Genomic DNA, 22,666 nt, shown 5'->3' with positions numbered 1-22,666 from the left:
GAGGAAAAGCAGATGACTGAAGGAACCCAAGGCCCCGAGGAGACTGAGGAGGCTCCCTCACCCTCCGTTGTGAGGGTCAGCCCCTACGATGCGGCCACCGGCCGCATCCTCGGCGTCTGGACGATGCCCGCGTCGCTTCTGGATATCCAGCGTGACCCCTTCTACCCCGAGGAGGTGAACGGGGCGACCCACTACATCGACGTCGCTACGGGCCAGCTGTTGGAACGCCCCCCTTTGGACCTCCAGGTCTCCAAGACCGAGCTGGTCGCCGACGGCGAGGACGTCGTGACGGTGACCGGCGTGCCGGGGGGCTGTTCGGTCGTCACCCCCGCCGGGCACTTCATAGTGGATGACGGCGTGGTGGAGTTCGCAACCATCCATAAGGGCTCCCACCGGCTGTTCTTCGACACCTTCCCTGAGCGCCCCGCGGAGGCCATCGTCCATGCGCATTAAGCATGCCCCCATCGACTGGAGCGGCATCAATGCCGAGGCCTCCCGACGGCTGTCGGACACCGACCGCTACATGCAGTCCGATTTCCCACTGACCGAAGCCTGCCGACAGGCCCTGACCGCTTATCGGCAGGCGCTGCGCGACCTCAACCACACCTTCGCCAGCCCGACAGAGGTCGTATTTCCCCCGCAACCCACCATCGAGAAGGCGAGAGCATGAGCTGGTACAAAGTTGGCCGCGTTGCGGTCACGAACGGGTCGACCGCCGTCGTCGGCACCGGCACGGGTTGGACGAGCAAGTTCAAGGAGGGGGACATCTTCGCCGTCGTGGGGGCCACCTTCACGCCCTACGAAATCGTCTCCGTCACCGACAACACCCACCTTACCCTGGCGACTCCCTTTGCGGGACCCAGCGCGGGCAACCTGTCCTACGTGGTCATCCAGAACTTCACGTCCACGACCAGTTCCGATCTGGCGATCCGGACGAGCAAGCTCTTGCAGATTTACGAGGCTGCGACGGCGGTTCCGACAGCGGCAATCGAGGCCCGCACGGCCGCTGAGACTGCCGCCCAGCAGGCCATTGCAAGCGCCTCGTCCGCCGCCGCCGACGCGGAGGAAGCCGCGAACAGTGCCATCGCCGCGGCGGCATCCGCCTCCCAGGCCATGATCGACGTCACCTTCGCGGTATCTGCTGAGGCGACCGAACGCCGCAACGCGGACAACTCCCTCTCCGCGTGGGTTACGAGCGTGGAGTCCAACAAGGCCAACAAGACCGACGTCTACAACAAGACGCAGATCGACGCGGCCCTTTCGGGCAAAGCTTCGACGGCGGTCGCCACCACGAGCGCCAATGGCCTCATGTCCTCGACGGACAAGAGCAAGCTTGATGGAGTACAGGCGGGGGCCAACGCCTACACGCATCCGGCGACGCACAGCCCGTCAATCATCGCGCAAGACAGCAGCAACCGCTTCGTCAGCGATGCGGAAAAGGCCGCCTGGAACGGCAAGGCTGGGACGGCGACCGTCACCAGCAGCGCCAATGGCCTCATGTCTTCTGCGGACAAGAGCAAGCTGGACGGGGTAGCGTCCGGGGCGAACAACTACGTCCTGACCGCCGCGACGGCCGCGGCCCTGGGCGGCGTGAAGGCCGGTGGCAACATCACCGTGGCCGCCGACGGCACCCTGTCGGTGACCAGCTCCAACGTGACTGCCGCCCTCGGCTTCACCCCGGTGTCCACGTCCGCCGTCGGCACGGCTTCGACCAAGAACGCCCCGGCCACGGGCAACGCGGCGGCTGGCGAGGTCGTGATGGGCAACGATACCCGCCTGACCGACGCCCGGACGCCTGCCTCCCACTCCGTTGCCTCCCACGGCGATTGGCCTGCCGCCGTGAGCATGACCGAGGTGGGCTATCTCGACGGCGTGACCAGCGGTATCCAGGGGCAACTCAACGGCAAGGCGACGGTGGGCAACGTGACCCCCTTGGTCGCCGGTACTGCGGCCGTCGGCACCTCGGGTCAGGCGGCCCGCGCGGACCACATCCACCCGGCCCAGACGTCCGTCTCGGGCAACGCCGGCACCGCCACCAAGCTCGCCACCGCCCGGACCATCACCCTGAACGGCGGCGTCGTGGGGACGGCGACCTTCGATGGCTCCGCCAACGTCGCCATCACCGCCACGGTCGACGCCTCCAAGCACACCCACCCCTTGCCCTTCGAAGTGCTGGTCGATGCGGGTACCGGCCTCGAAGTTAACCCTATGACCCTGGGGTACTCCACCGAGTTCTTTTCCGCCGAGGACATCCGGGCCATGGTCGGAGCTGTGAACCCCTGGGACGCGGGGTGCCGCGCCAACGGGGTGGGCGTCACCGGCCTGATACCGACCCTCATCGACATGCAGATTGGCATCGGCAAGCTGGATGAACTCCTGACCGCCGATACCTCCAGCCTCGTCAACGCGGTCAACGAGTTGAAGACCAACGGCGGGGGTCGGCATTCCATCGTGGTTGACAACCACGATGGAATGTACAAGACCACCCTGAAGGTCAACAACGACGCCTTTGGGGACCAGGAGTACCAGTTCCCCGAACAGGCTGCGGCCATACCCGTCATGGCCCAGGTCCAGAACCAGTTTGTGGAGATTGAGCGCTTCGGGAAGCGCCTGGACGGCGTCCTCTATGAGGGCGATACCGATTACACCATCGATTACATGATGTTCGGGTACAACGATCCGAACACCAGTGTGGTGGTGCCCCTCATGGTCGACTTCACGACGTTCGTGCAGGCCGCCTTCCCGAAGCTCCCCGTCTACTCGTCCAACGCAGCTGCGGCGGCCGGCAACTTGCCGGTGGGCGGCGGGTATCGCACCCCCACGGGCGAGGTCCGCGTCCGGGTCTGACGCCCGCGACAACACTCCAGCTGTCTGACGCCCGGCCGCCCTTGAGGCGGCTTTTTTCATGCCCGCAGGACCCGCCATGATCGCTCGCACCGCCTTCGACCTTCCCGCTGGCACCGTGGCGGCCACCATCCCCCTCTGGGCCGCCGACCTGACGCTCGGCCTCCAGCTCGCCACCGCCGCTCTGGGGCTGATGCTCGTTCTGGTCCGCCTTGCCCTGGCGCTCGGCGACGTCGCCAAGCGCCCTCCGGCGTGGTGGACGCGCCTGCGAACGCGCCGGAACGATACCCGCCCTGAATCATCACAGGAGTGACCATGACCGCCACCCTTCGGGCGGCCCCCCCGCCCGCCGCCCTCGATCTGGCCCGCCACTTCGAGGGACTGTCCCGAACCGCGTACCGCTGCCCGGCCGGTGTGTGGACCATCGGTTACGGCCACACCCAGGCCGTGACCGCGGGCGACACCATAACCACCGATCAGGCGGAGCGTCTGCTCGCCAGCGACCTGGCCGAGGCGGCGGCGGTGGTGGACGGTGCCGTGACCGTGCCCCTGACCGACGGACAGCGGGCCGCGCTGACCGATTTCGTCTTCAACGTCGGGCCGGGCCGGGCCAGGAAGGGCAAGGATTCCGGAAAGGACGGCTTCGTCCGCCTGCGCAGCGGAAAGCCCTCCACCCTGCTGCGCAAGCTGAACGCCGGCGACACCGCCGGGGCCGCCGCCGAATTCGGCGCGTGGGTCTATGGCGGCGGCCGTGTGCTGCCCGGCCTGGTGCGGCGTCGGCGGGCCGAGGAACTGCTGTTCCGTGGGGCGGACTGGCGCCGCGCGCTCGACGACGGTCCGATGGCGCAGACGGTCGAGCCGGCCACGCCCTCCGTCCCAACCGCCGCCGTCCGCGCCGCCGCCGGGACGCTGGCGATCGGCGGCTCGCTCGGCGTGGTGGCGGAGGTGCTGGCGCCGGTGCTGCAGGTCACTAAGCAGGTGCAGGATCTCGCCGAGCAGGCGCAGGGCGTGGCGGCCCAGGCGCAGGGCGTCACCACCCAGATCCATGGCCTCGCCCGGCTGATCGGGTTGGCGCCGTCGCCGGCGGTTGCGGTCTTGGCCATTGGTCTGGCGGTGACGCTGGCGCTGCTGTGGCGGGCGCGTCGGACCCGGGGCTGACCGCAAAGACGGCTCTTGCATGCTCTGATGGCAAGGCACGGGGCGTGTCCCGTCCTCGTGCCTTCTTCGCCGATCATGCAACCTCTTGAGCGGCGCGACATGCCGCTCAAGAGGGTTTTTAAAGCTGACGACACAATTCTGTGGAGAACGCAGACCGATCGCAGGATAGCATCCTGACTTCTGCTCGGAGCCTCTCCATGATGCCAACCTCCCTCGACCATCCGTCTGCCCTGGTTCGGGGGCGTTGCCCTCGCCTGGGCTGCGACGCCGCTCCCTCCGACGGCGGCCTGATCGTCGCGTTCGCGCCGCCAACCCTGCCGCATTTCCACGGTCCCTGATCCGGCGGTATCATGCCTCTCTCCCTTCCCCCCGGCGCGACCGTCAACCCCATCGCGAATGAGATCCGGCTCCAACGCTCCGGCCATCCGGATGCGGCGGAGGCGCTGCTGCGCAAGCTGCTGTCTATCGACGGTTCCAACGAGGGGGCATGGCTCCGGCTCGGCGGCATCGCGCTCGGGGACGGACGGAACCGCCTCGCCGCCCGTTGCTTCGCCCGTGTCATGCTGCTCGCGCCGGACCGGGCGCAGGCCATGCACAATCTGGGCGAAGCGCTGCGCCTGACCGGACGGAAAGGGCGGGCGTCCATCGCCTTCAGCCGGGCCTTGCGGCTGCGTCCGGACTATCCGAAGGCGCTGACGGCCTTCGCCATGGTGATGCGGGATCAGGGCGCGCGGCGCGCGGCGCGCCGTCTGGCCGCCCGGGCCCTGATCGCCGACCCGGCCTTCGCCACGGGGTGGCGCAATCTGGCGATGCTGTTCCAACCCCTGAACCAGCCAAACACCGTGGTCCGGCTGCTGCGCCGGGCGGTGCTGTCCGATCCCGGCGACGCCGGCGTCCAGGCCGCCTACGGCGTCGCCCTGTGCGAAATCAAGGAGTCCCGCCGCGCCGTGGAGGCGCTGCACCGCGCCGTCGCGCTGGCTCCGGACCAGCCCGAGACCCTCGGCCAACTGGCCTACGGCCTGATGCAGGCCGGCGATTGCGACGGCGCCCTGCTGGCATCGTCGCGATGCCGCCGCGTCGATCCAATGGCGGCGGCGGCGGACGCGCAGGAGTCGTTGGCCTGGATGATGATGGGCGACTTCCGCCGCGGCGACGCAGCGATCCGGCGCGCCGTCACGCTCGACCCGGGCAATTCCGGCGTCCTGGTCAACGCGGCGCTGCTCCGGCACACGCTGGGCGATGCCGCAGCCAGCCTGCGCTGGGCCAAGCGCGCCCTCCGGCTCGACCCGGACAGCGGCGTCGGGCGCTTCAACCTGTCGCTGACGCTGCTTCAACAGGGCGATTTCCGCCATGGCTGGGCGCTCTACGAGGCGCGCTGGGCGATGTGGGGCTCCTCCTTCCCGCGCCATGCCCCCGCCTGGGACGGCGGTCCGCTGACCGGGCGGAGCATTCTGCTGACCGCCGAACAGGGCCACGGCGACACGCTGCAATTCGTGCGCTACGCCACCTTGCTGGCCGAGCGCGGCGCGCGCGTCGTCCTCCACGTTCAACCCTTGCTGAAGCGGCTGCTCGCCAACACCCCTGGCGTCGCAGCGGTCTACGGCACGGACGAGGAGCCGCCGCCCTGCGAGCTGTGCGCACCGCTGCTGAGCCTGCCCGGCCTCGTCGGAACCCGGCTGGACAGTGTTCCCGCCGCCATGCCCTATCTGCGGCCCGACGAGGCCGACCGCCCGGCGTGGCGGGAGCGGCTGGCCGGGGAGCGACGGCTGAAGGTCGGTGTGGTCTGGGCGGGCGAGCCGCGCAAGGAGGACATCAAGGCCAACTCGGTCGACCGGCGGCGCAGCCTGACGCTGGCCGCCCTTGCGCCGCTGGCGGCGGCGACCGGCACCGTCTTCTACAGCCTGCAGATCGGCGCGGCGGGCGCCCAGGCCAAGGCGCCGCCGGCGGGGATGGAGGTCATCGACTGGACCGCTCACATCCGTGACTTCGCCGACACGGCGGCCTTCATCGCCGAACTCGACCTCGTGGTGACGGTCGACACCTCGGTCTGCCATCTGGCGGGCGGGCTGGGCAAGCCGGTCTGGGTGCTGTCGCGGTTCGACGCCTGCTGGCGCTGGCTCGGCCATCGCGAGGACAGCCCCTGGTACCCGACCATGCGCCTGTTCCACCAGGAGGAGCCGGGCGCCTGGGAGCCTCCGATCGCCCGGCTGGCCGCCGCGCTGACCGCCCTGTCCGCCGGCCGCCGCGCCCTTCCGGGACCGGAAGCCCCGCGGGTTGCGGTCCCGGCGCCGGACCCGCTGGGCGCGGGGCTCACGGCGGCCCTCACCGCCCACCGCTCCGGACGCCTGACCGAAGCCGCCGCCGGCTACCGTCGGGCGCTCGCCGCTGATCCGGGGAAGGGCGACGCGCTGCATCTTCTCGGGTTGACGGGGCTGGCTGGCGGCGTTCAGGACGGGGCCGGGCGTTGGCTCGACCGTGCCATCGCCGTCGAGCCGGGGCGCGCGGTCTTCCGCAACTCGCTGGGCGAGTGCCAGCGCTCCGCCGACCGGGTGGAGGCCGCCGGGAGGTTCTACCGGCAGGCCGTCGCGCTCGATCCCGCCTATGCCGAGCCGCAGGTCAACCTTGCCAAACTGTCGGTGGCCGCCGGCCGGCCAGGGACCGGAATCCGGCAGGCCCGGCGCGCGGTGCGCCTGTCGCCCCTGTTGCCGGACGCTTGGCGCAGCCTGGGCCACGCGTTCCTGGAGCAGGGGGAGGCCGTGGTGGCCGAGCGGGCCGGCCAACGGGCCCTGGCGCTCCTTCCCACCGATGGGGAAGCGCTGGGCCATGCCGCGCGGCTGGCCGGACGGCGCGGCGACCAGGATTTGGCGGAGCGGCTGCTCGGGCGCGTCCTGCGCCTCGCCGCGGAATCGGCGGCGGCGTGGCGCGAGCGGGCCGATCTGTGCCTGAAAAGGGGCGGCCACGCCGTCGCCCTGCCCATGCTGCAACGGGCGCTCGCCCTCGCCCCCGACTATCCGGAGGCGCTCAACAACCTTGGCGGCGCGCTGCTCGGGCTGCGCCGCCGCGAGGGGGCGGGGCGCCAGTACCGCCGGGCCATCCAGCTCCGTCCCGGCTATCCAGATCCGTGGAACAACGCCGGCAGCGCCTTGCAGGAGCGCGGCGACACCACATTGGCCCTTGATCATTACCGGCGCGCGGTGGCGCTGTCCCCCGACCATCCCGTGGCCTACGCCAACATGGGCGAGACGGTCCGCGCCTCCGCGGTCGGGCTGGCGGATTTCCGGATGGCGGAGGCGCTGTGCCGCCGCGCCCTGACGCTGGTGCCGGACCATGGCGCCGCCCTCAACGCGCTGTCGGTGCTGTGCCTCGATCTGAGGCGCCTGGAGGAGGCGGAGGCGGGGTTCCGCACGCTCATCGACCGCGACCCGCAGAGCGCCCAGGCCCGCTTCAACCTGTCGCTGGTCCTGCTGACCAGCGGCCGCCTGCGCGAGGGGTGGGAGCATTACGAGGAGCGCTGGCGGATCGGCGAGATTCCCGTCCCCAAGGCGCCCGGCCGGCTGTGGACCGGCGAGCCGCTGGAGGGCCGCAGAATCCTGCTGCACGCCGAGCAGGGCCACGGCGACACGCTCCAGTTCGTGCGCTACGCCCCGCTGGTGGCGGCACGGGGCGGCCGCGTCCATCTGGCCGTCCACAACGGCTTGCGGCGCCTGATGGAGCGCATCCCCGGACTGGAGGGCGTGTACGACCTCTATGGCGGGTTGCCGGCGACGGAGGTCCACTGCCCGCTGCTCAGCCTGCCGCGGGCCTTCGGAACGGAGCTTGGCAGCATCCCCGCGGCGGTCCCCTACCTGACCGCCGATCCGGCGGAGGTCGAGCGGTGGCGGGCGCACCTGCCCGCGGACGGGCGGCTCAAGGTCGGGCTCGTCTGGTCCGGCGACCCGCGCCCGCACAGCCCGAACGCCAACGCGGTGGACCGGCGGCGCAGCCTGACGCTGGCCGCCCTGGCCCCGCTGGCCGCCGCCGGGGACATTCTGTTCGTCAGCCTGCAGAAGGGCACCCCCGCCGTCCAGGCCAAGGAGCCCCCGCCGGGCATGGCGCTGATCGACCCGATGGGCACGGTGACGGATTTCGCGGACACCGCGGCGCTGATCCGCTGTCTGGACATGGTCGTCACCGTGGACACGTCGGTGGCCCATCTGGCGGGCGGGCTGGGCCTGCCGGTCTGGGTGCTGTCGCGGTTCTCCGGCTGCTGGCGCTGGCTTGACCGGCGGGCGGACAGCCCCTGGTACCCGACGCTCCGGCTGTTCCACCAGCCCAGCCCCGGCGATTGGGAGCCGGCCGTCGCCCAGCTGGTGGAAGCGCTGACGGAGCGCGTGCGATCGCACGAGGCCCGTCCGGCATGACCCGGGGAGGGCCGTCGCGCGATCCGGTTCAGCGGAACCGTCCGCCGCCGTCCATGTCGACCACCGCGCCCGACAAATAGGTGACGCGCGGCGAGCTGAGGAGGGTGACGAGGGAGGCGATCTCCGTCGGTTCGGCGAGACGCCCGAAGGGAAGGTCGCCCAGGGCTTCGGCCCAGCGCTCCTCGTCGTCGAAGCGCGTCTTGGCGCGCTTGCGGTAGACCGCCGCGACCCGGTCGGTGCGCGTCGCTGAGGGGTTCACCCCGAAGACGCGGACGTTCCAGTCGGTGCTGCGGGCGCCCACCGCCTGGGTGAAGGCGATCAGCGCCGCGTTGCCCGCCGAACCGCAGGCGTAGTCCCAGCGTGGCGTCATGCCCATCATGCCGATGACGTTGACGATGGTGCCGCCGCTACGCTGCCGCATCGCCTCGACGAAGAGCTTCGTCATGTGGATGTAGCCGAAGACCTTCAGCTGCCACGCCGCTTCCCATTCGGCCATGCCGAGGTCGAGGACGCTGCCGCCGGGAATCGCCCCGGCGTTGTTGACCAGCACGTCGATGCCGGGAAGCGCCGCGGCGAGGCGCTCGCGGGCCTCACCGTTCGCGAGGTCGGCGGCCATCGTCTCGACCGCCACGCCGTGACGCGCGCGGATGCCCGCGGCGGCGGTTTCCAGCGCCGCCGCGTCGCGGGCGACCAGGACGGGCAGGGCGCCTTCGGCGGCGAAGGCCTCGGCGCAGGCGAGCCCGATCCCCTTGGAGCCCCCGGTGACGAGGACCCGCTTGCCGGCAAGGTTCAAATCCATCGCTCAGTCCTCCCCCGATTCCGTCGCCGGTTCCGCCGCCGCGTACCAGTCCGCGATCTCCGGACCGGTGGCGAAGGCGACGTGCGGCGAGGCCTGCAGCAGGTCCAGCATGGCTTCCAGCTCGTGCAGCCGGTGCGGCACCGCGATCAGGTGCGGGTGCAGGCCGATGGCCAGGACGCGCGGGTTCTCCGCGCATTCGCGCTCGAACAGCCGCAGGGTGTGGCCGAGCCGGCTCAGCATCTCCCCCGTCGCGTGCTTCTCGATGGCATAGACGATGGAGTCGTTGATCTCCAGGTTGTAGGGCATGGCGAGCAGCGGGCCGTTCGCGGTGCGCATCCAACTCGGCAAGTCGTCCACCACCCAGTCGAACACATGGTCGATGCCCTGGCGGCGCAGCAGGTCGGGCGTCTGCACCGTCTCGCGCAGGCCGGGGCTCAGCCAGCCGCGCGGGCGCTTGCCGGTGAAGCGCTCGATGCGGTCCAGGGCGGCCTCGATCAGCGCCTCCTCGCCGTCGCCGGAGTGGTTAATCGCCTTCTGGTGCATGCCGTGGCCGATGAACTCCCAGCCGGCGGCGAGCATGGCCTCGGCGGCCTGCGGGTAGGCGTCGATGACGCCGGCGTTGAGGCTGGTCGAGGCGGGCAGGCCGCGGTCGCGGAACAGCGTCAGGATGCGCGGCAGGCCGCTGCGCATGCCGTAGTCGGCCCAGCTGAAGTTCGGCACGTCCGGCACCGTCTCCCGCCCGTGGGGCGGGGTGATGATGGTGCGCGGCATCGCCTCGTCGAAGCGCCAGTTCTCCACGTTGACGACCAGATGGGCGATGATCCGCCGCCCCTGGAAGTCCGGCAGCGCCGGCCGCGCGTCGGACAGGCGGTAGCTGATCCGGGGGTTGGTCATGCGTGTTCCTTCTGGGCTTCGCGCATCTCGGCCATGATGGCGGCCTTGTGCCGGATGAAGGCGGGGTCGGTGAGCTGGTCGACGGAGCGGGGCCGCGGCAGGTCCACGGTGATCTCGCGGGTGATCCGCCCCGGCCGGGCCGACATGATGCAGATGCGGTCGGCGAGCAGGATCGCCTCGTCGATGTCGTGCGTGACGAACAGCACCGTGGTGCCGAGCGACTGCCAGACGTCGAGCAGAAGCTGCTGCATGCTCATGCGCGTCTGGGCGTCGAGCGCGCCGAACGGCTCGTCCATCAGCAGCGCCTTCGGGTCCATGACCAGGGCGCGGGCGATGCCGACGCGCTGGCGCATGCCGCCGGAGAGCTGCGAGGGCAGGGAGTGGGCGAAGCGCTCCAGCCCGACGAGGCGGAGCAGTTCGCGGATCTTCGGCTCGTACTCGGCGCGCGGGCGCTTCTGGACGCTCGGCCCGAAGGCGATGTTCTGCTCCACCGTCAGCCAGGGCAGCAGGGCCGCCTCCTGGAAGACGACGGCGCGTTCCGGGCCGGGGCTGTCGACCGTGCCGCCGTTGAAGGACAGCGCGCCGGAGGTCATCTCCTCGAAGCCGGCGATCAGGTTGAGCAGGGTGGATTTGCCGCAGCCCGAGGGGCCGAGCAGGGCGACGAACTCGCCCTCGCCGATGTCGAGGTTGACGCGGTCGAGCGCGACGACCGGCTGCTTGCCGGGGTAGGTCTTCACGACCTCGCGGAAACGAATGGTGCCCATGTGTGTCTCCGTGCTTCAGCGCGAGGCGGATTGGAGCCGGCGCCAGCGCAGGGCCCAGTGCTCGACGGTCACGATCAGCCGGTCGCTCAGCAGGCCCATGGCCCCGATCGACAGCATGTCGGCGATGACCACGTCCATGCGCCCGACGTAGTAGGCGTCCCACAGCACGTAGCCGAGCCCCGACTTGACCGCGACCATCTCGGAGACGATCACCGCCGTCCAGGCGATGCCCAGGCCGATGCGCAGGCCCGTGAAGATGGCCGGCAGCGCCGCCGGCAGGACCACGCGCCGCAGCACGTCGAAGCGGCTGGCCCCCATCATCTCGGCCGCACGGATCCAGTTGCGGTCGACGTCGCGGGCGCCGTGCGTCGCGTTCACCACGATCGGGTAGAAGCCGCCGAGGGCGATCAGGAAGATCGCGCCCATGTCCTGGATGCCGAACACGGCGATGGAGAAGGGCAGCCACGCGGTGATGGGGATGGGGCGCAGAAGCTGGATCGTCGGGTCCACCGTGCCGGACACGGCGCGGCTCCAGCCGATCAACACCCCCGCGGGGATACCGATGGCCATGGCGAGCACGAAGCCCTGGGCGACGCGCATGGACGAGAACAGGACGTTGCTCAGCCAAGTGCCGCTGTAGGGGTTGAGGCCCATGCCCTGCGGGCCGAAGGCCCAGACGACCCAGGCGTCCCACACCCGGTCGGGCGTCGGCAGCACACCGCCGGCCAGCGAGCCGCCCGATCCGGCGAGCTGCCACGCCGCGATCACCAGGACGGGCAGCAGCGCCGCGCGCATCGCCGCCCCGGTCCGGCCCGCCGGGAACAGGCCCCGGCTCTTCACCTTGGGAGCCGCCGGCACGGGGGCCGCGTCCAGAGCTCTTGCGGGCGCGTCATTCATCACTCCAGTCCTCCGCCATTCTTGTCGGCCGCCACGCTGTCGGAAGGCCGCCCGCCGGAGCGGGCGGCGGCTTGCCGTGTCACTGAGCCTTCTCGACGAAGGAGGCGTCCCAGTACTTCTCGATGTCGCCCGACACGTCCTTCGGGATGACGCCCAACTCGTTGAAGGCCTTGGCCTGACGCTTGATCTGGTCGACGGTGGTGACGGAGCCAAGCTCGATCACCTTGGACGCCTCGGCGGCGAGCTTGGTGTCGAGGCCGGTCAGCGACGCGTAGGCCTTGGTGAATTCGTCCGGCGAGGCGGCGAGCTTCTTCTGCGCCTGGAGGTAGGCCCAGACGAAGCGCTCCATGGCGGGGCGCTTCTCGGCCATCGACTTGCGGTTGGCGGCCAGCATGCCGAGCTCCGCGCCGACCGACTTGGACTGGCTGTATTCGAGATTCTTGGCGAAGAAGCCGTAGCCTTCCATCACGGGGATGGATTCGAACGGCTCCCAGGTGACGATGGCATCGACCTCGCCGCGCTGCAGGGCTTGGTCGAAGTTGGCGCCGCCGCCCTGGATGTTCACGGCCTGGAAGCTGTTGTAGGGGATGTTCTTCTCGGTCAGGGTCGCGGCGAACTGGAACCACACCGCCGAGCCGGGGGCGATGGCGACCTTCTTGCCCTTCAGGTCGTCCCAGCTGTCGAGCGTCACGCCCTTGCGGCCGATCACGTATTTCGGGGAGCTGCCGACGCCCATCACGCCGACCATGTCGGTGGCGCCCTGGGCCAGCGAGATCGCGAGGTCGGCCGGTCCGACGGTGGCCATGTCGAGGGAACCGGCGAGGAGCGCCGTGCGCGCGTCGGCGTAGCGGGCGAACTCGACCGTCTTCAGCTCGACGCCGAGCTTCTTGAGGTCGTCGGTGATCATCACCACCGGGGCGAGATGGCCCACCTTCTGATAGCCCACCGTCAGCTCGACCGGCTTCGGCAGGGGAGCGGGTTCCGCCGCGCGCGCGGCGGGCGACAACGCCAGACATCCGGCGATGACCACGCCGATGGTGTTGAGACCCAGATGCTTCCAGTTCATGACTTGTCTCCCTGTTTATGGTTCGCCGCCCCGTGGGGCCGATCCTCCGCCTTACTCTCCCTTGAACCCGGGTTCTCTTTTTTGCGCGAAGGCGGCACGCCCCTCCGCGTAATCGGCGCTGGCGAAGCAGCGTGCGACGAGGGCGTCCACCGCGTCGGTGTCGGCCGGACCGTCGGTCCGCAGCGCTTCCAGCATGGCCCGTTTCGCCGCGCGCAGGGTCAGCGGCGCGTTTCCGGCGATCAGACCGATATAGTCCTCCACCGCGCCGTCGAAGGCGGACGCGGCGGCCACGCGCTGGACGATGCCGAGGCTTGCCGCCTCGTCCGCCGTCACGATGCGCGCGCTGAACAGCAGGTCGGCGGCGGCGGCCGCACCCATCCGTTGCACGACGAGGCGCACCAGGGGAAAGCCGTAGCCGAGGCCGAGCCGGGCGCCCGGCATGCGGAACCGCGCGCCGTCGTCGCTGAGCCGCAGGTCGCAGCACAGCGCCAGCTCCAGCCCGCCGCCGAAGCAGATGCCGCGGATGGCGGCGACCGTGGGCACAGGGGCTTCGAGAAGCGCCTCGGTCGCGGCCGACACTGCCTCCTCGTAGGCGGCGGCCTGGGCGGCGTCGGCGCGGACGGTGCCGAATTCGGAGATGTCGGCCCCGGCGGAGAAGGCGCGCTCCCCCGCACCGCGGACCAGCAGGACGCGGACCGCGGGATCGGCCACGGCGCGGCCGATGCGCTCTGGCAGGGAGCGCCACATCTCCAGCGTCATCGCGTTCAGCCGCCGGGGCTGGTCCAGCGTCAGGCGGGCGATCCCGCCTGACACCTCCAGCCCAACCACACCGCCAACCGCTCCCGGTTCCTGCTCGGCCATCAGACGATCCCCTGCGCCTTGAGGGCGGCGACGTCCGCCGGGGACAGGCCGATGGCGCCCAGCACCTCCGCCGTGTGCTCGCCCGCGTCAGGGGCGGGCCGCTCGATGCGGGCGGGGGTGCGCGACAGGCCGACCGGCTGGCCGACGAGGCGCATGGCGCCGCGGGCGGGATGCTCGCAGGGCACGGCGATGCCGAGATGCCCGACCTGCGGGTCGGCGAAGACCTCGTCCATCCGGTAGATCGGCCCCGCCGGAACCCCTTCCTCCTCCAGCCGCGCCAGCCAGTCTGCGGTCTTGCGGGTGCGGAACACCTCCTCCAGCAGCGGCTTCAGCGTCGGGCGGTTGCGGAAGCGCTGCTCCTGCGTGGCGAATTCGGGGGCGTTGGCGAGGTCCTCGCGCTCGATGGCCCGGCAGAAGGACTGCCATTGCCCGTCGCCGCCGACGCCGATGTTCAGGTGGCCGTCGGCCGTCGCCATCACGCCCATGGGGGTCGAATAGGGGTGGTCGTTGCCCGCCGGCTGCGGCACCTCGCCCTCCACCAGATAGCGGGCGGCCTGGAAGTCCATCAGGGCGATCTGCGATTCCAGAAGCGAGGTCTGGACCCATTGCCCCTCGCCGGAGCGGTCGCGTTCCGACAGGGCGACCAGGATGCCGATGGCCGCATACAGGCCGGAGGCGCTGTCGGCGACCGCGATGCCCGCCCGGACCGGACCCTGACCGGGAAGCCCGGTCACGCTCATCAGGCCGCCCATGCCCTGGGCGATCTGGTCGAAGCCGGCGCGCTCGCGGTAGGGGCCGGTCTGGCCGTAGCCGGAGATGGAGGCCAGGATGATCCGCGGATTCACCGCCCGCAGCGCGTCGTAGCCGATGCCGAGGCGGTCCTTGACGTCGGGCCGGTAGTTCTCGACCACCACGTCCGCCGTGCGCACCAGCTCCAGGAACAGGTCGCGGCCCTGCGGGGTGCGGAGGTTGAGCGACAGCGACCGCTTGTTGCGGTGCAGGTTCAGCATGTCGTAGCCGTGCCGGGGACCGCTCATCCCCTCGTTGCGGTCGACGCCCGGCGGCGCCTCGACCTTGATGACGTCCGCCCCGAAGTCGGCGAGCACGCGGCAGCAGGTCGGGCCGGCGCGCACGCGCGTGAGATCCAGGACTCGGATGTGCTCAAGAGCTTTTGCGGGTTCGGATCGGGTCATGAGCCACGCTGTGCAAGAGGGCTGGGAAAATCGGTGATCTCGCTGGGGCGCCGCCGGTGCCAGCCGGTCCGCGCCTGCAGCGCCGCGGCCAGCGCCAGCAGCGCGCCGTCCGTTCCGGGGCGGCCGACGATCTGGAGCGCCACCGGCATACCGCGGTCGTCGAACCCGACCGGGACGGCGACCGCCGGCAGGCCGAGCGCGTTGACGAAGCGGGTGTAGGCGCTGAGCCGGTAGAGCGTCGACGCGCGGAAGTCCGGGGCGGCCGGATCGGCCATGGCGACCGGCGGCGTGCGGATCGGCATGACCGGCAGCAGCAGCGCGCCGGCCTCGCCGAACAGGCTGTCCAGGACGGGTGCGGTGGCGCCGGACAGCGCCGTCTTCGCCGCGGCGAGGCGGTCGGCCGTGATGTCCATGCCCTTGGCGAGCCGCCGGGCGAGGGTCGGCTCCCGCGCGGCGAGGGCGTGCCCGCCGTGCTCGGCCGCCGCCTCGGCTTGGAGAATGAGGAAGAGGGGGTCGGACAGCGCGTCGATGGTCGGCAGGACCGGCCGTTGTTCCAACGAGACGCCGCAGTCGGCGATGGCCTCCGCGCCGTCGCGGCAGGCCGCCTGGATCGGCGCTTCGGAAGCCTCGAACGCGTCGGAGAGGAGCGCGGCGCGGGCCGGCGGTTCGGATGGGAACGCCATATCCGTCGCCAGAACGGGCGCCAGGAGCTGGATGTCGCGCGCGCTGCGTGCCAGAAGCCCAATGGTGTCGAGGCTGGGGGCCAGCGTCATCGCTCCGGCGACCGGCACCGCGCCGTAGGTCGGCTTCCAGGCGGTGACGCCGCAGGCCTGCGCCGGGATGCGCAGCGACCCGGCGGTGTCCGACCCCAGCGCGGCGAACACCGCGCCAGCCGCCACCGCGACCGCCGATCCGGAGGAGGAGCCGCCTGGGACGATGTCGCGGTTCCAGGGGTTGAGCGCCTTGCCCACGCCGGAGGGCTCGTAGGCCAGAGCCGTCATGGTGGTGAAGCCGATCCGCCGCGCCCCGGCCCCGTCAAGCCGTTCGAGCACCGCCGCCGCCCGCTCCGGTGCCGGGCCGGATGCGTCGTCCGCGGCGGCGGGAAGGCCGCAGCCGGGCGAGCGGCCCATGCTGTCGAACATATCCTTGGCGGCGTAGGGCAGGCCGGCCAGCAGGCCGGCGGCGTCCGTTTCGGCGGTGCCAAGCGCCACGAAGCAGCCGAAGCGGGCCTGAACCTCCTGCGCCCAGGCCATGCAGGCTGCGGCGGCGTCGAAGCGGGCCGTAGGCGGGAGCCCGCTCCAATCCGCGAAACCGGGACCGGCCCCGCGGGGGTCGTCAGGAATATCGGGGTTCTGGATGGTCCAGGACATTCGGCCCACTCCCTCATCTCCGGACCTGATGATGAGGGCCTGCACAGTTGCCTAGAAGAACAATTGCGACACACCTGATTTCGAATTTCTCGAAATCACGGCTTCGGCAGGGCCTGCTCCCGCAGGAAATCCAGGAGCCGTTGGCTCGGCGCATCCAGCGCGTCCGGTGAGCGAACGCAAATCTCGAAGCTGCGTTCCGCCCAGTCCTCGTCGAGGGCGACCAGCTCCACGCCGAGCGCGGTCGACAAGGGCTGGACGGCGCGCTTCGGCAGGACCCCGACGCCCAGGCCCAGGCTGATCATCTGGCACATCACCTCGAAGCTGCGGACCTGGACGCGCACCTTGATGAAGCGGCCCTCCGCCCGCGCCCGCTCGGCCAGCAGCCCGTGCACGGCGGTCCCGCCCTCCAGCGCCACATGCTCCTCGTCCAGAAGCTCGGCGAAGCGCAGGCTGGGCCGGTCGGCCAGACGATGCCCGCGCGGCAACGCCACCCACAGCCGGTCCTTGGCGTAGGGGTAGCGGACCAGCCCCTCGGTCCCCCGGCCGCCGACGATGACCCCGATGTCGGCCTTCTTGCGGTAGAGCGCGTCCAGCGTGTCGGCGCTGGGGCGTTCCTCCAGCTCCAGCTTGATGCCGGGATTCTCGGCGGCGAAGCGCGAGAGGTCGGCGGCGAGGCATTCCACCAGCGCCGAGGAGGAGGCGTAGACCCGGACATGGCCGCGCACGCCGGACCGGTATTCGGCGAGCATCGCCTCCAGCTGCGCCCCCAGATAGACCATGTCGTGGGCGTAGCGCAGAACGAGCAGCCCGGCCGGGGTCGGCTCGATGCCGTGCGGGCGCCGCTTCAGCAGCGGCATGCCGGCGTCGTGCTCCAGCAGCCGGATGCGCCGGCTGGCGGCGGACACCGCGAGATTCAGGGCCTCGCTGGCGCGGCTCAGGCTTTTCAGCTCGCAGGCTTTCACAAACAGCCGAAGCGTCGCCAAGTCATGGTGAAGCACGGTCCACACACCCCATCCGCAATCCGCCGGCCATCCGCAATCCGCCGGTCCCGACAGAGTGCCATTCCGGGCGCGTGTGGGCGAGTGTGATGACAGGGTGACGGGACTCAGGGTTCCCGGATCACAGCGACAGGTCGAGCACCCGTCCCTCAAACACGCGGTCGCGTGACCCTTCCAGATGCCGGCGCATGCGCGCCCGCGCGGTGTCGGCGTCGCGGTTGCGGATGGCCTCGAAGATGCCCCGATGCTCCTCCAGAACGTGGGAGAGCCCGCCGCTCGGCCCCAGCAGCGACGAGCCGTGGAACTTCATGCCGACGGCGATGTGGTCCTTCAGCGCCTGCATCGACGACGCGTAGTAATGGTTGTTCGCGGCGTCCGCGATGGCGGCGTGGAAGGCAAAGTCCGCGTCGTCCCGGTGTCGGTGGGCGCGGGTCGCGTCGGCCATCAGGTCGAGCGCCGCTACGATGTTGGACAGGGCCGCGTCGTTCCGGCGCAGGGCGGCGTGATAGGCGTGGTCGGGCTCGATGGTCAGGCGGAACTCGTAGCAGCGCTGGATGTCGGCGATGGTCTCCACCGGCGCGTAGCCGAGCAGCGGCCGGCTTTCCTCCACCGTCGCCCGCACGAAGCTGCCGGCGCCCTGGCGCGAGTAGATCATCCCCTCGTCGCGCAGCCGGCGCAGCGCCTCGCGCACGATGGGGCGCGACACCTGGAAGCGCGTGGCGAGTTCGTTTTCCCCCGGCAGCCGCTCGTTCGGCTGGTAGTCGCCGGCGCTGATCTGGGTCAGCAGGAGCTGGTAGACGCGCTGGACGAGAGGCGTGTGGCGCGCCCGCGCCGCGGTGTGGCCCTCGCCATCCTCGGGCATCGGCGAAGCGCCGTCCTCCATTCCCCGATCGCGTGACTCCATGCGGCCTTCTCCTGCGACGTCCTGTCAACTTGTAAAGATGTAAACCCATTCTGGCGGGTGGTTCAAGCGGAAAAGCAACAATCAACATTACAACATGTTGACAGGTGATTTGTTGTGTGTCTCAATGATCCGGCCTTGAACAACGGGTCGGGATGCCATGCCGCCGCTTCACCTGATCGCCGACGACCTGACCGGCGCGCTGGACAGCGCGGCGGCCTTCGCCGGCCCGGACCGCCTGGTCGCGGTCCATTGGGAGGGCGTTCCCGCCGGTCTGGCGGCGGGCGCCTCGGTGGCGCTCGACACCGGCACGCGGGACATCGGCGACGCGGCGGCGGCGCGGCGGCGGGTGACGGCTCTGGCGACCCGCCTTCCGGGCGGCGAGGCGCTGCGCTTCGCCAAGCTGGACAGTTTGTTGCGTGGCCATGGCGCGGCGGAGGTCGCCGCCTGGATGGCGGTGGACCGTCCGGACCATTGCATCGTCGCCCCGGCCTTTCCCTTCCAGGGGCGGGTGACGCGCGACGGTCGCCAGCGCGTCAAGGGCGCGGACGGCTGCACGGCCGTCGCCACGGATCTGGCAGCCACCCTGGAAGCGGAAGGCGAGCGGGTGCGGCTGTGCCGGCCCGGCGACCCGGTGCCGCCCGGCGTCAGCCTGTGGGACGCCGAGACCGACGCCGACCTCGCCGCCATCGCGGCCACCGGGCTGGCCCTGTCCGGCCGGGTGCTGTGGTGCGGCAGCGGCGGCTTGGCGGCGGCCCTGGCGGCGGTGATGGAAACCGGTCGCGGACCGGCGCCGTCGCCCGATCCCTTGCCCCGGCCATTGCTGGGGCTGTTCGGCACCGATCATCCGGTGACGATGGCCCAGCTCGACGCCTGCGGCGGCGACGTGATGATCCTGCCGGACGGTGGAACCGCCTCAGCGGCCCGCGTCGCCGGACGTCTGGCAGAGCGTGGCGCGGCGCTGATCCGCCTCGACTTGCCCGACGGGCTGGCGCGCGACGCGGCGGCCGAGCGCATCGGGCGGGAACTGGGCGCGCTGGCCCGCCGCCTCGTCCCGCCGGCGACCCTGCTGGTGTCGGGCGGCGAGACGCTGCGCGCGTTGTGTCAGGCGCTCGGCGCCGGTCGCCTCGACCTCGACGGCGCCCTGCTGCCCGGCGTGCCCTGCTCGACCCTGCGCGGCGGCGCTTGGGACGGGGTGCGCGTCGTCTCCAAATCGGGCGCCTTCGGCGACCTCCATCTTTTGCGCCGGCTGATCCGCGGGGGCACCCCCGACGCGGACCGGGCGGAACCGGAACCAACGCGCCGCGGCACGCCGTGGCGGCAGCGAGGAGAACGAGCATGACCCCCCATCTGGCCATCACCATGGGTGATCCGGCCGGCGTCGGACCCGAGATCATCGTGAAGGCCTGCGCCCGCCTGAAGGAGCGGCTGGACTCCGGGAGCCTGCGGCTTCTGGTGATCGGCAGCAACCCGGCGCTGATGGCGGCGCGCGCGGCGCTGGGCAGCGACCTCGCCTTCCCCGAGGTGACGGCGGACGAGGAATGGCCGGCGCTCGCCTGCCTGCAGGCCGGGCCGGAGGGCGAACCGATCCGCCCCGGCGAACTGTCGGTGGATGGCGGCCGCTTCGCCTATCTGGCGGTGGAGCGCGCGGTGCGGCTGGCCGAGGCCGGGCGCATCCACGGGCTGGTCACGGCGCCGCTGAACAAGGAGGCGATGAACAAGGCCGGCTACCATTTCGCCGGCCACACCGACCTGCTGGCCGAGCTGACCGGCGCCCGCGGCTCGGTGATGATGCTGGCCCACGGCAACATGCGGGTCAGCCACGTCACCACCCACATCGCGCTGGAGGACGTGCCGAAGCGCCTGACGCCGGAGCGGCTGCGCTACGTCATCGACCGCACCGACGAGACGCTGGCCGGGCTGGGTCTGGAGCGCCGCCGCATCGCCATCGCCGCCCTGAACCCCCACGCCGGGGAAGGCGGGCTGTTCGGCCGCCAGGACATCGAGATCACCACCCCGGTCATCGAGCGCTGCGTCGCCGAGGGGCTGGACGTGGTGGGGCCGGTGCCGGGCGACACGGTGTTCGTCAAGCTGCGCGCCGGCCAGTTCGACGCGGTGGTCGCCATGTACCACGATCAGGGGCACATCCCGGTCAAGCTGCTGGGCTTCCACGTCGATCCGGCGACCGGCCGGTGGGACGCGCTGAGCGGGGTCAACATCACGCTGGGGCTTCCGATCATCCGCACCTCCGTCGATCACGGCACCGCCTTCGACATCGCCGGCAAGGGCATCGCCAACGAGCTGAGCCTGATCGAGGCCATCGATTACGCCGAGAAGCTGGCCGCCGCCCGCCGGCTGGCCGGCTGAGGAAGGAGCACCCGCCATGACGGAGTCCATCCACGCCACCCCGCCTGACATGTTCGCGCCCATCGAGCTGGTCCGGCCCCCGCGCGTCCTGTTCGGCGGCGGTCTGGTCGCCTCGGTCGGCGCCTGGGCGCGGGAAAACGGCATCGCCCGCACGCTGGTGGTGGCCGACGCCTTCAACGCCGCCCGCATCGGGCTGCTCGACCTGCCGGGCGCGGTGACGGTCTTCGACCGCGTGCGGCCGGAGCCGGACACCGCCAACCTCGACGACCTGCTGGCCGTCGCCGAGGCGGCGGAGCCGCAGCTCGTCGTCGGCTTCGGCGGCGGCAGCGCCATGGATCTGGCCAAGCTGGCGGCGGTGCTGCCGGGCAGCGGCCAGACCCTCGCCGACGTCGCCGGGGCGGAACGGGTGCGGTCCAAGCGCGCCGCCCTGGCCCAGGTGCCGACCACCGCCGGCACCGGCAGCGAGGCCGGCACCCGCGCCCTGGTCACCGACCCGGCCACCGCCAGCAAGATCGCCGTGCAGAGCCTGCACATGCTGGCCGATCTGGCGGTGGTCGACCCCGACCTGACGATGAGCGTGCCGCGGGCGGTCACCGCCGCCACCGGGGTGGACGCGCTGGCCCACTGCGTCGAGGCTTACACCAACCGCAAGGCCCATCCGGCGATCGACCTCTACGCGCTGGCGGGCATCCGGCTGATCGGGCGCTGGCTGCCGCGCGCCGTCGCCGACGGGTCCGACCGTGAGGCGCGGGCCGGTCTGGCCCTGGCCTCGCTCTACGGCGGATTCTGCCTGGGGCCGGTCAACACGGCGGCGGGCCACGCCGTCGCCTACCCGCTGGGCACCCGCCACCATGTGCCGCACGGCGCGGCCAACGCCCTGGTCTTCCCCCATGTCCTGGCCTTCAACGCCCCGGCGGTGCCGGAGAAGACGGCGGGGGTGCTGGCGGCGCTGGGGCTGAAGCCGGTCAGCGAGCCGGCGGCGGTTCTTCAGGCGGCCCATGGCTGGTGTCTGGCGCTCGGCTGCACCATGTCGCTCTCCGACCTCGGCGTGTCGGAGGACGACCTGCCGCGCATGGCCGAGGAGGCGCACGCCATCCGACGCCTGCTCGACAACAACCCGCGCCCGGTCGGGCGCGACGACATACTGGCGATGTACCGCGCCGCCTACTGACGGCCGCCTACTGACGACGGTCCGGACCGAAGCCGGACCCCCAAGAAAACGCCCCTGGAAACGCCCAAGGTAGATGCGATGAGCAAGATCACAGGACCCTTCGTCGCCGTCGTCACCCCCTTCGACGCGGAGGAGCGGATGAACGAGGCGGCGCTGCGCCGGCAGGTGGCGCGGCAGGCGGCGGCCGGCAACGGCATCTTCTGCGCGGGCACCAACGGCGAGTTCTACGCGCTCTCCGTCGACGAGAAGCGCCGCGCCGCCGAGCTGTGCGTGGAGGCCGCCGACGGCCGCGTGCCGGTGCTGGCCCACATCGGCGAGATTTCCACCCACCAGACCATCGCGCTGGGCCGCGCGATCGCCCGGCTGGGCGTCAAGGCGGTGTCGGCGATCACGCCGTCCTTCATCGCCTGCTCGCAGGAGGAGCTGATCGGCTATTACCGCCGGGTGGCGGATGCGCTGACCGTGCCGCTCTTCCTCTACAACATCCCGGCGCGCACCGGGAACACGCTGACCCCGGAGGCCACCCGCACCCTGGCCGACCATCCCAACATCGTCGGCATCAAGGACAGCGCCGGTTCGCAGGACAGCCTGGACGGCTTCCTCGCCGTGTCCCGCGAGCGCGACGATTTCGACGTGATGGTCGGCCCGGATTCGCTGATCCTGCACGGGCTGCGCAACGGCGCCGCCGGCTGCGTCTCCGGTCTGGGGAACGTTGCGCCGCTGACGCTGAACCGCATCTGGACCGCCTTCATGGCGGGCGAAAACGAGGCCGCGGAGGCCGCCCAGGCCCATTTCGGCCAGCTCCGCAAGGACCTCTACGCGCTGGGCTTTCCGCCCTCCATGGTCAAGCGGGCGCTGTGCCACGCCATGCCGGAGGTCGGCCACAGCCGCGGCCCGGTGCTGATCGACGAGGAGGCCGACCGCGCCATCGCCACCCTGGCCGCCCGCTACGCCGAGGCCGCCGACGGTTCGCAGGAGTGACG

At 71.2% G+C, this 22,666-nt stretch carries 20 protein-coding genes; 10 read left to right on the top strand and 10 right to left on the bottom strand.

The features are described from left to right. The first annotated feature begins 12 nt into the window (after positions 1-12). The 6 genes from FHW79_RS13165 (at position 13) to FHW79_RS13140 (ending at position 8,402) form a co-directional block, all read left to right on the top strand. A complete protein-coding gene (locus FHW79_RS13165) occupies positions 13-453 on the top strand; it encodes a hypothetical protein (protein WP_183179340.1) in 441 nt (146 codons plus the stop codon). Continuing rightward, entirely contained in the window at positions 443-670 is a 228-nt protein-coding gene (locus FHW79_RS13160) for a tail fiber assembly protein (protein ID WP_183179339.1), read from the top strand. The genes FHW79_RS13165 and FHW79_RS13160 overlap by 11 nt, the downstream gene beginning before the upstream one ends. Further along, positions 667-2,847: a head fiber protein gene (locus tag FHW79_RS13155; protein WP_183179338.1), complete on the top strand. Its 2,181-nt coding sequence runs from the start codon at positions 667-669 to the stop codon at positions 2,845-2,847. The genes FHW79_RS13160 and FHW79_RS13155 overlap by 4 nt, the downstream gene beginning before the upstream one ends. A gap of 76 nt (positions 2,848-2,923) precedes the next feature. Next, positions 2,924-3,157: a hypothetical protein gene (locus FHW79_RS13150; protein WP_183179337.1), complete on the top strand. Its 234-nt coding sequence runs from the start codon at positions 2,924-2,926 to the stop codon at positions 3,155-3,157. Between the two features lie 2 nt (positions 3,158-3,159). Next, positions 3,160-4,002 (top strand): lysozyme, encoded by an 843-nt coding sequence (locus tag FHW79_RS33510; protein ID WP_183179336.1) that lies wholly within the window; start codon positions 3,160-3,162, stop codon positions 4,000-4,002. Between the two features lie 350 nt (positions 4,003-4,352). Further along, positions 4,353-8,402 carry a tetratricopeptide repeat protein gene (locus FHW79_RS13140; protein ID WP_183179335.1) on the top strand — a complete coding sequence of 1,350 codons (4,050 nt, stop codon included), beginning with the start codon at positions 4,353-4,355 and terminating at the stop codon, positions 8,400-8,402. A 28-nt stretch (positions 8,403-8,430) separates the two neighbouring features. Here the strand turns inward: FHW79_RS13140 and FHW79_RS13135 are convergent, their stop codons facing one another. From FHW79_RS13135 to FHW79_RS13090, 10 genes are all read right to left on the bottom strand, one after another. Further along, entirely contained in the window at positions 8,431-9,201 is a 771-nt protein-coding gene (locus tag FHW79_RS13135; RefSeq protein ID WP_183179334.1) for a short-chain dehydrogenase/reductase, read from the bottom strand. A gap of 3 nt (positions 9,202-9,204) precedes the next feature. After that, the gene (locus tag FHW79_RS13130) at positions 9,205-10,095 is read right to left on the bottom strand and encodes a polysaccharide deacetylase family protein (protein ID WP_183179333.1); all 891 of its coding nucleotides are present in this window, start codon (positions 10,093-10,095) and stop codon (positions 9,205-9,207) included. Continuing rightward, entirely contained in the window at positions 10,092-10,859 is a 768-nt protein-coding gene (locus tag FHW79_RS13125; protein WP_079285148.1) for an ABC transporter ATP-binding protein, read from the bottom strand. The genes FHW79_RS13130 and FHW79_RS13125 overlap by 4 nt, the downstream gene beginning before the upstream one ends. Before the next feature lie 15 nt (positions 10,860-10,874). Beyond that, complete coding sequence (locus FHW79_RS13120) at positions 10,875-11,756, bottom strand: ABC transporter permease (protein WP_183179332.1); 882 nt, start codon at positions 11,754-11,756, stop codon at positions 10,875-10,877. 79 nt (positions 11,757-11,835) lie between these two features. Further along, positions 11,836-12,822: an ABC transporter substrate-binding protein gene (locus FHW79_RS13115; protein ID WP_183179331.1), complete on the bottom strand. Its 987-nt coding sequence runs from the start codon at positions 12,820-12,822 to the stop codon at positions 11,836-11,838. 51 nt (positions 12,823-12,873) lie between these two features. Further along, positions 12,874-13,683, bottom strand: a complete 810-nt coding sequence (locus tag FHW79_RS13110; protein ID WP_183179330.1) for an enoyl-CoA hydratase — start codon at positions 13,681-13,683, stop codon at positions 12,874-12,876. After that, positions 13,683-14,876, bottom strand: coding sequence for a CoA transferase (locus tag FHW79_RS13105; protein WP_183179329.1), 1,194 nt, complete (start codon positions 14,874-14,876; stop codon positions 13,683-13,685). The genes FHW79_RS13110 and FHW79_RS13105 overlap by 1 nt, the downstream gene beginning before the upstream one ends. Beyond that, entirely contained in the window at positions 14,873-16,246 is a 1,374-nt protein-coding gene (locus FHW79_RS13100) for an amidase (protein ID WP_183179328.1), read from the bottom strand. The genes FHW79_RS13105 and FHW79_RS13100 overlap by 4 nt, the downstream gene beginning before the upstream one ends. A 95-nt stretch (positions 16,247-16,341) precedes the next feature. After that, positions 16,342-17,244 (bottom strand): LysR family transcriptional regulator, encoded by a 903-nt coding sequence (locus FHW79_RS13095; RefSeq protein WP_183179327.1) that lies wholly within the window; start codon positions 17,242-17,244, stop codon positions 16,342-16,344. 121 nt (positions 17,245-17,365) lie between these two features. Next, on the bottom strand, positions 17,366-18,148 hold the full coding sequence (locus tag FHW79_RS13090) for a FadR/GntR family transcriptional regulator (RefSeq protein WP_211108258.1): 783 nt from the start codon (positions 18,146-18,148) through the stop codon (positions 17,366-17,368). Positions 18,149-18,305: 157 nt separating this feature from the next. Here FHW79_RS13090 and FHW79_RS13085 point away from each other — a divergent pair, with 157 nt between their 5' ends. The 4 genes from FHW79_RS13085 to FHW79_RS13070 all read left to right on the top strand — a co-directional run bounded on the left by FHW79_RS13085 (position 18,306) and on the right by FHW79_RS13070 (position 22,664). Then, positions 18,306-19,487 carry a four-carbon acid sugar kinase family protein gene (locus FHW79_RS13085; protein ID WP_183179326.1) on the top strand — a complete coding sequence of 394 codons (1,182 nt, stop codon included), beginning with the start codon at positions 18,306-18,308 and terminating at the stop codon, positions 19,485-19,487. Next, the gene (pdxA, locus tag FHW79_RS13080; protein ID WP_183179325.1) at positions 19,484-20,512 is read left to right on the top strand and encodes a 4-hydroxythreonine-4-phosphate dehydrogenase PdxA; all 1,029 of its coding nucleotides are present in this window, start codon (positions 19,484-19,486) and stop codon (positions 20,510-20,512) included. Before FHW79_RS13085 ends, pdxA begins: the two co-directional genes overlap by 4 nt. Positions 20,513-20,528: 16 nt before the next feature. Beyond that, positions 20,529-21,683 (top strand): iron-containing alcohol dehydrogenase, encoded by a 1,155-nt coding sequence (locus tag FHW79_RS13075; RefSeq protein WP_183179324.1) that lies wholly within the window; start codon positions 20,529-20,531, stop codon positions 21,681-21,683. A 78-nt stretch (positions 21,684-21,761) separates the two neighbouring features. Then, positions 21,762-22,664 carry a dihydrodipicolinate synthase family protein gene (locus FHW79_RS13070; RefSeq protein WP_183179323.1) on the top strand — a complete coding sequence of 301 codons (903 nt, stop codon included), beginning with the start codon at positions 21,762-21,764 and terminating at the stop codon, positions 22,662-22,664. Positions 22,665-22,666: the final 2 nt, after the last annotated feature.

Source organism: Azospirillum sp. OGB3 (genome assembly GCF_014192915.1).
Lineage (GTDB): Bacteria > Pseudomonadota > Alphaproteobacteria > Azospirillales > Azospirillaceae > Azospirillum.
The sequence above is the reverse complement of the archived record's forward strand: the minus strand, read 5'-3'. Positions and strand labels throughout refer to the sequence as shown.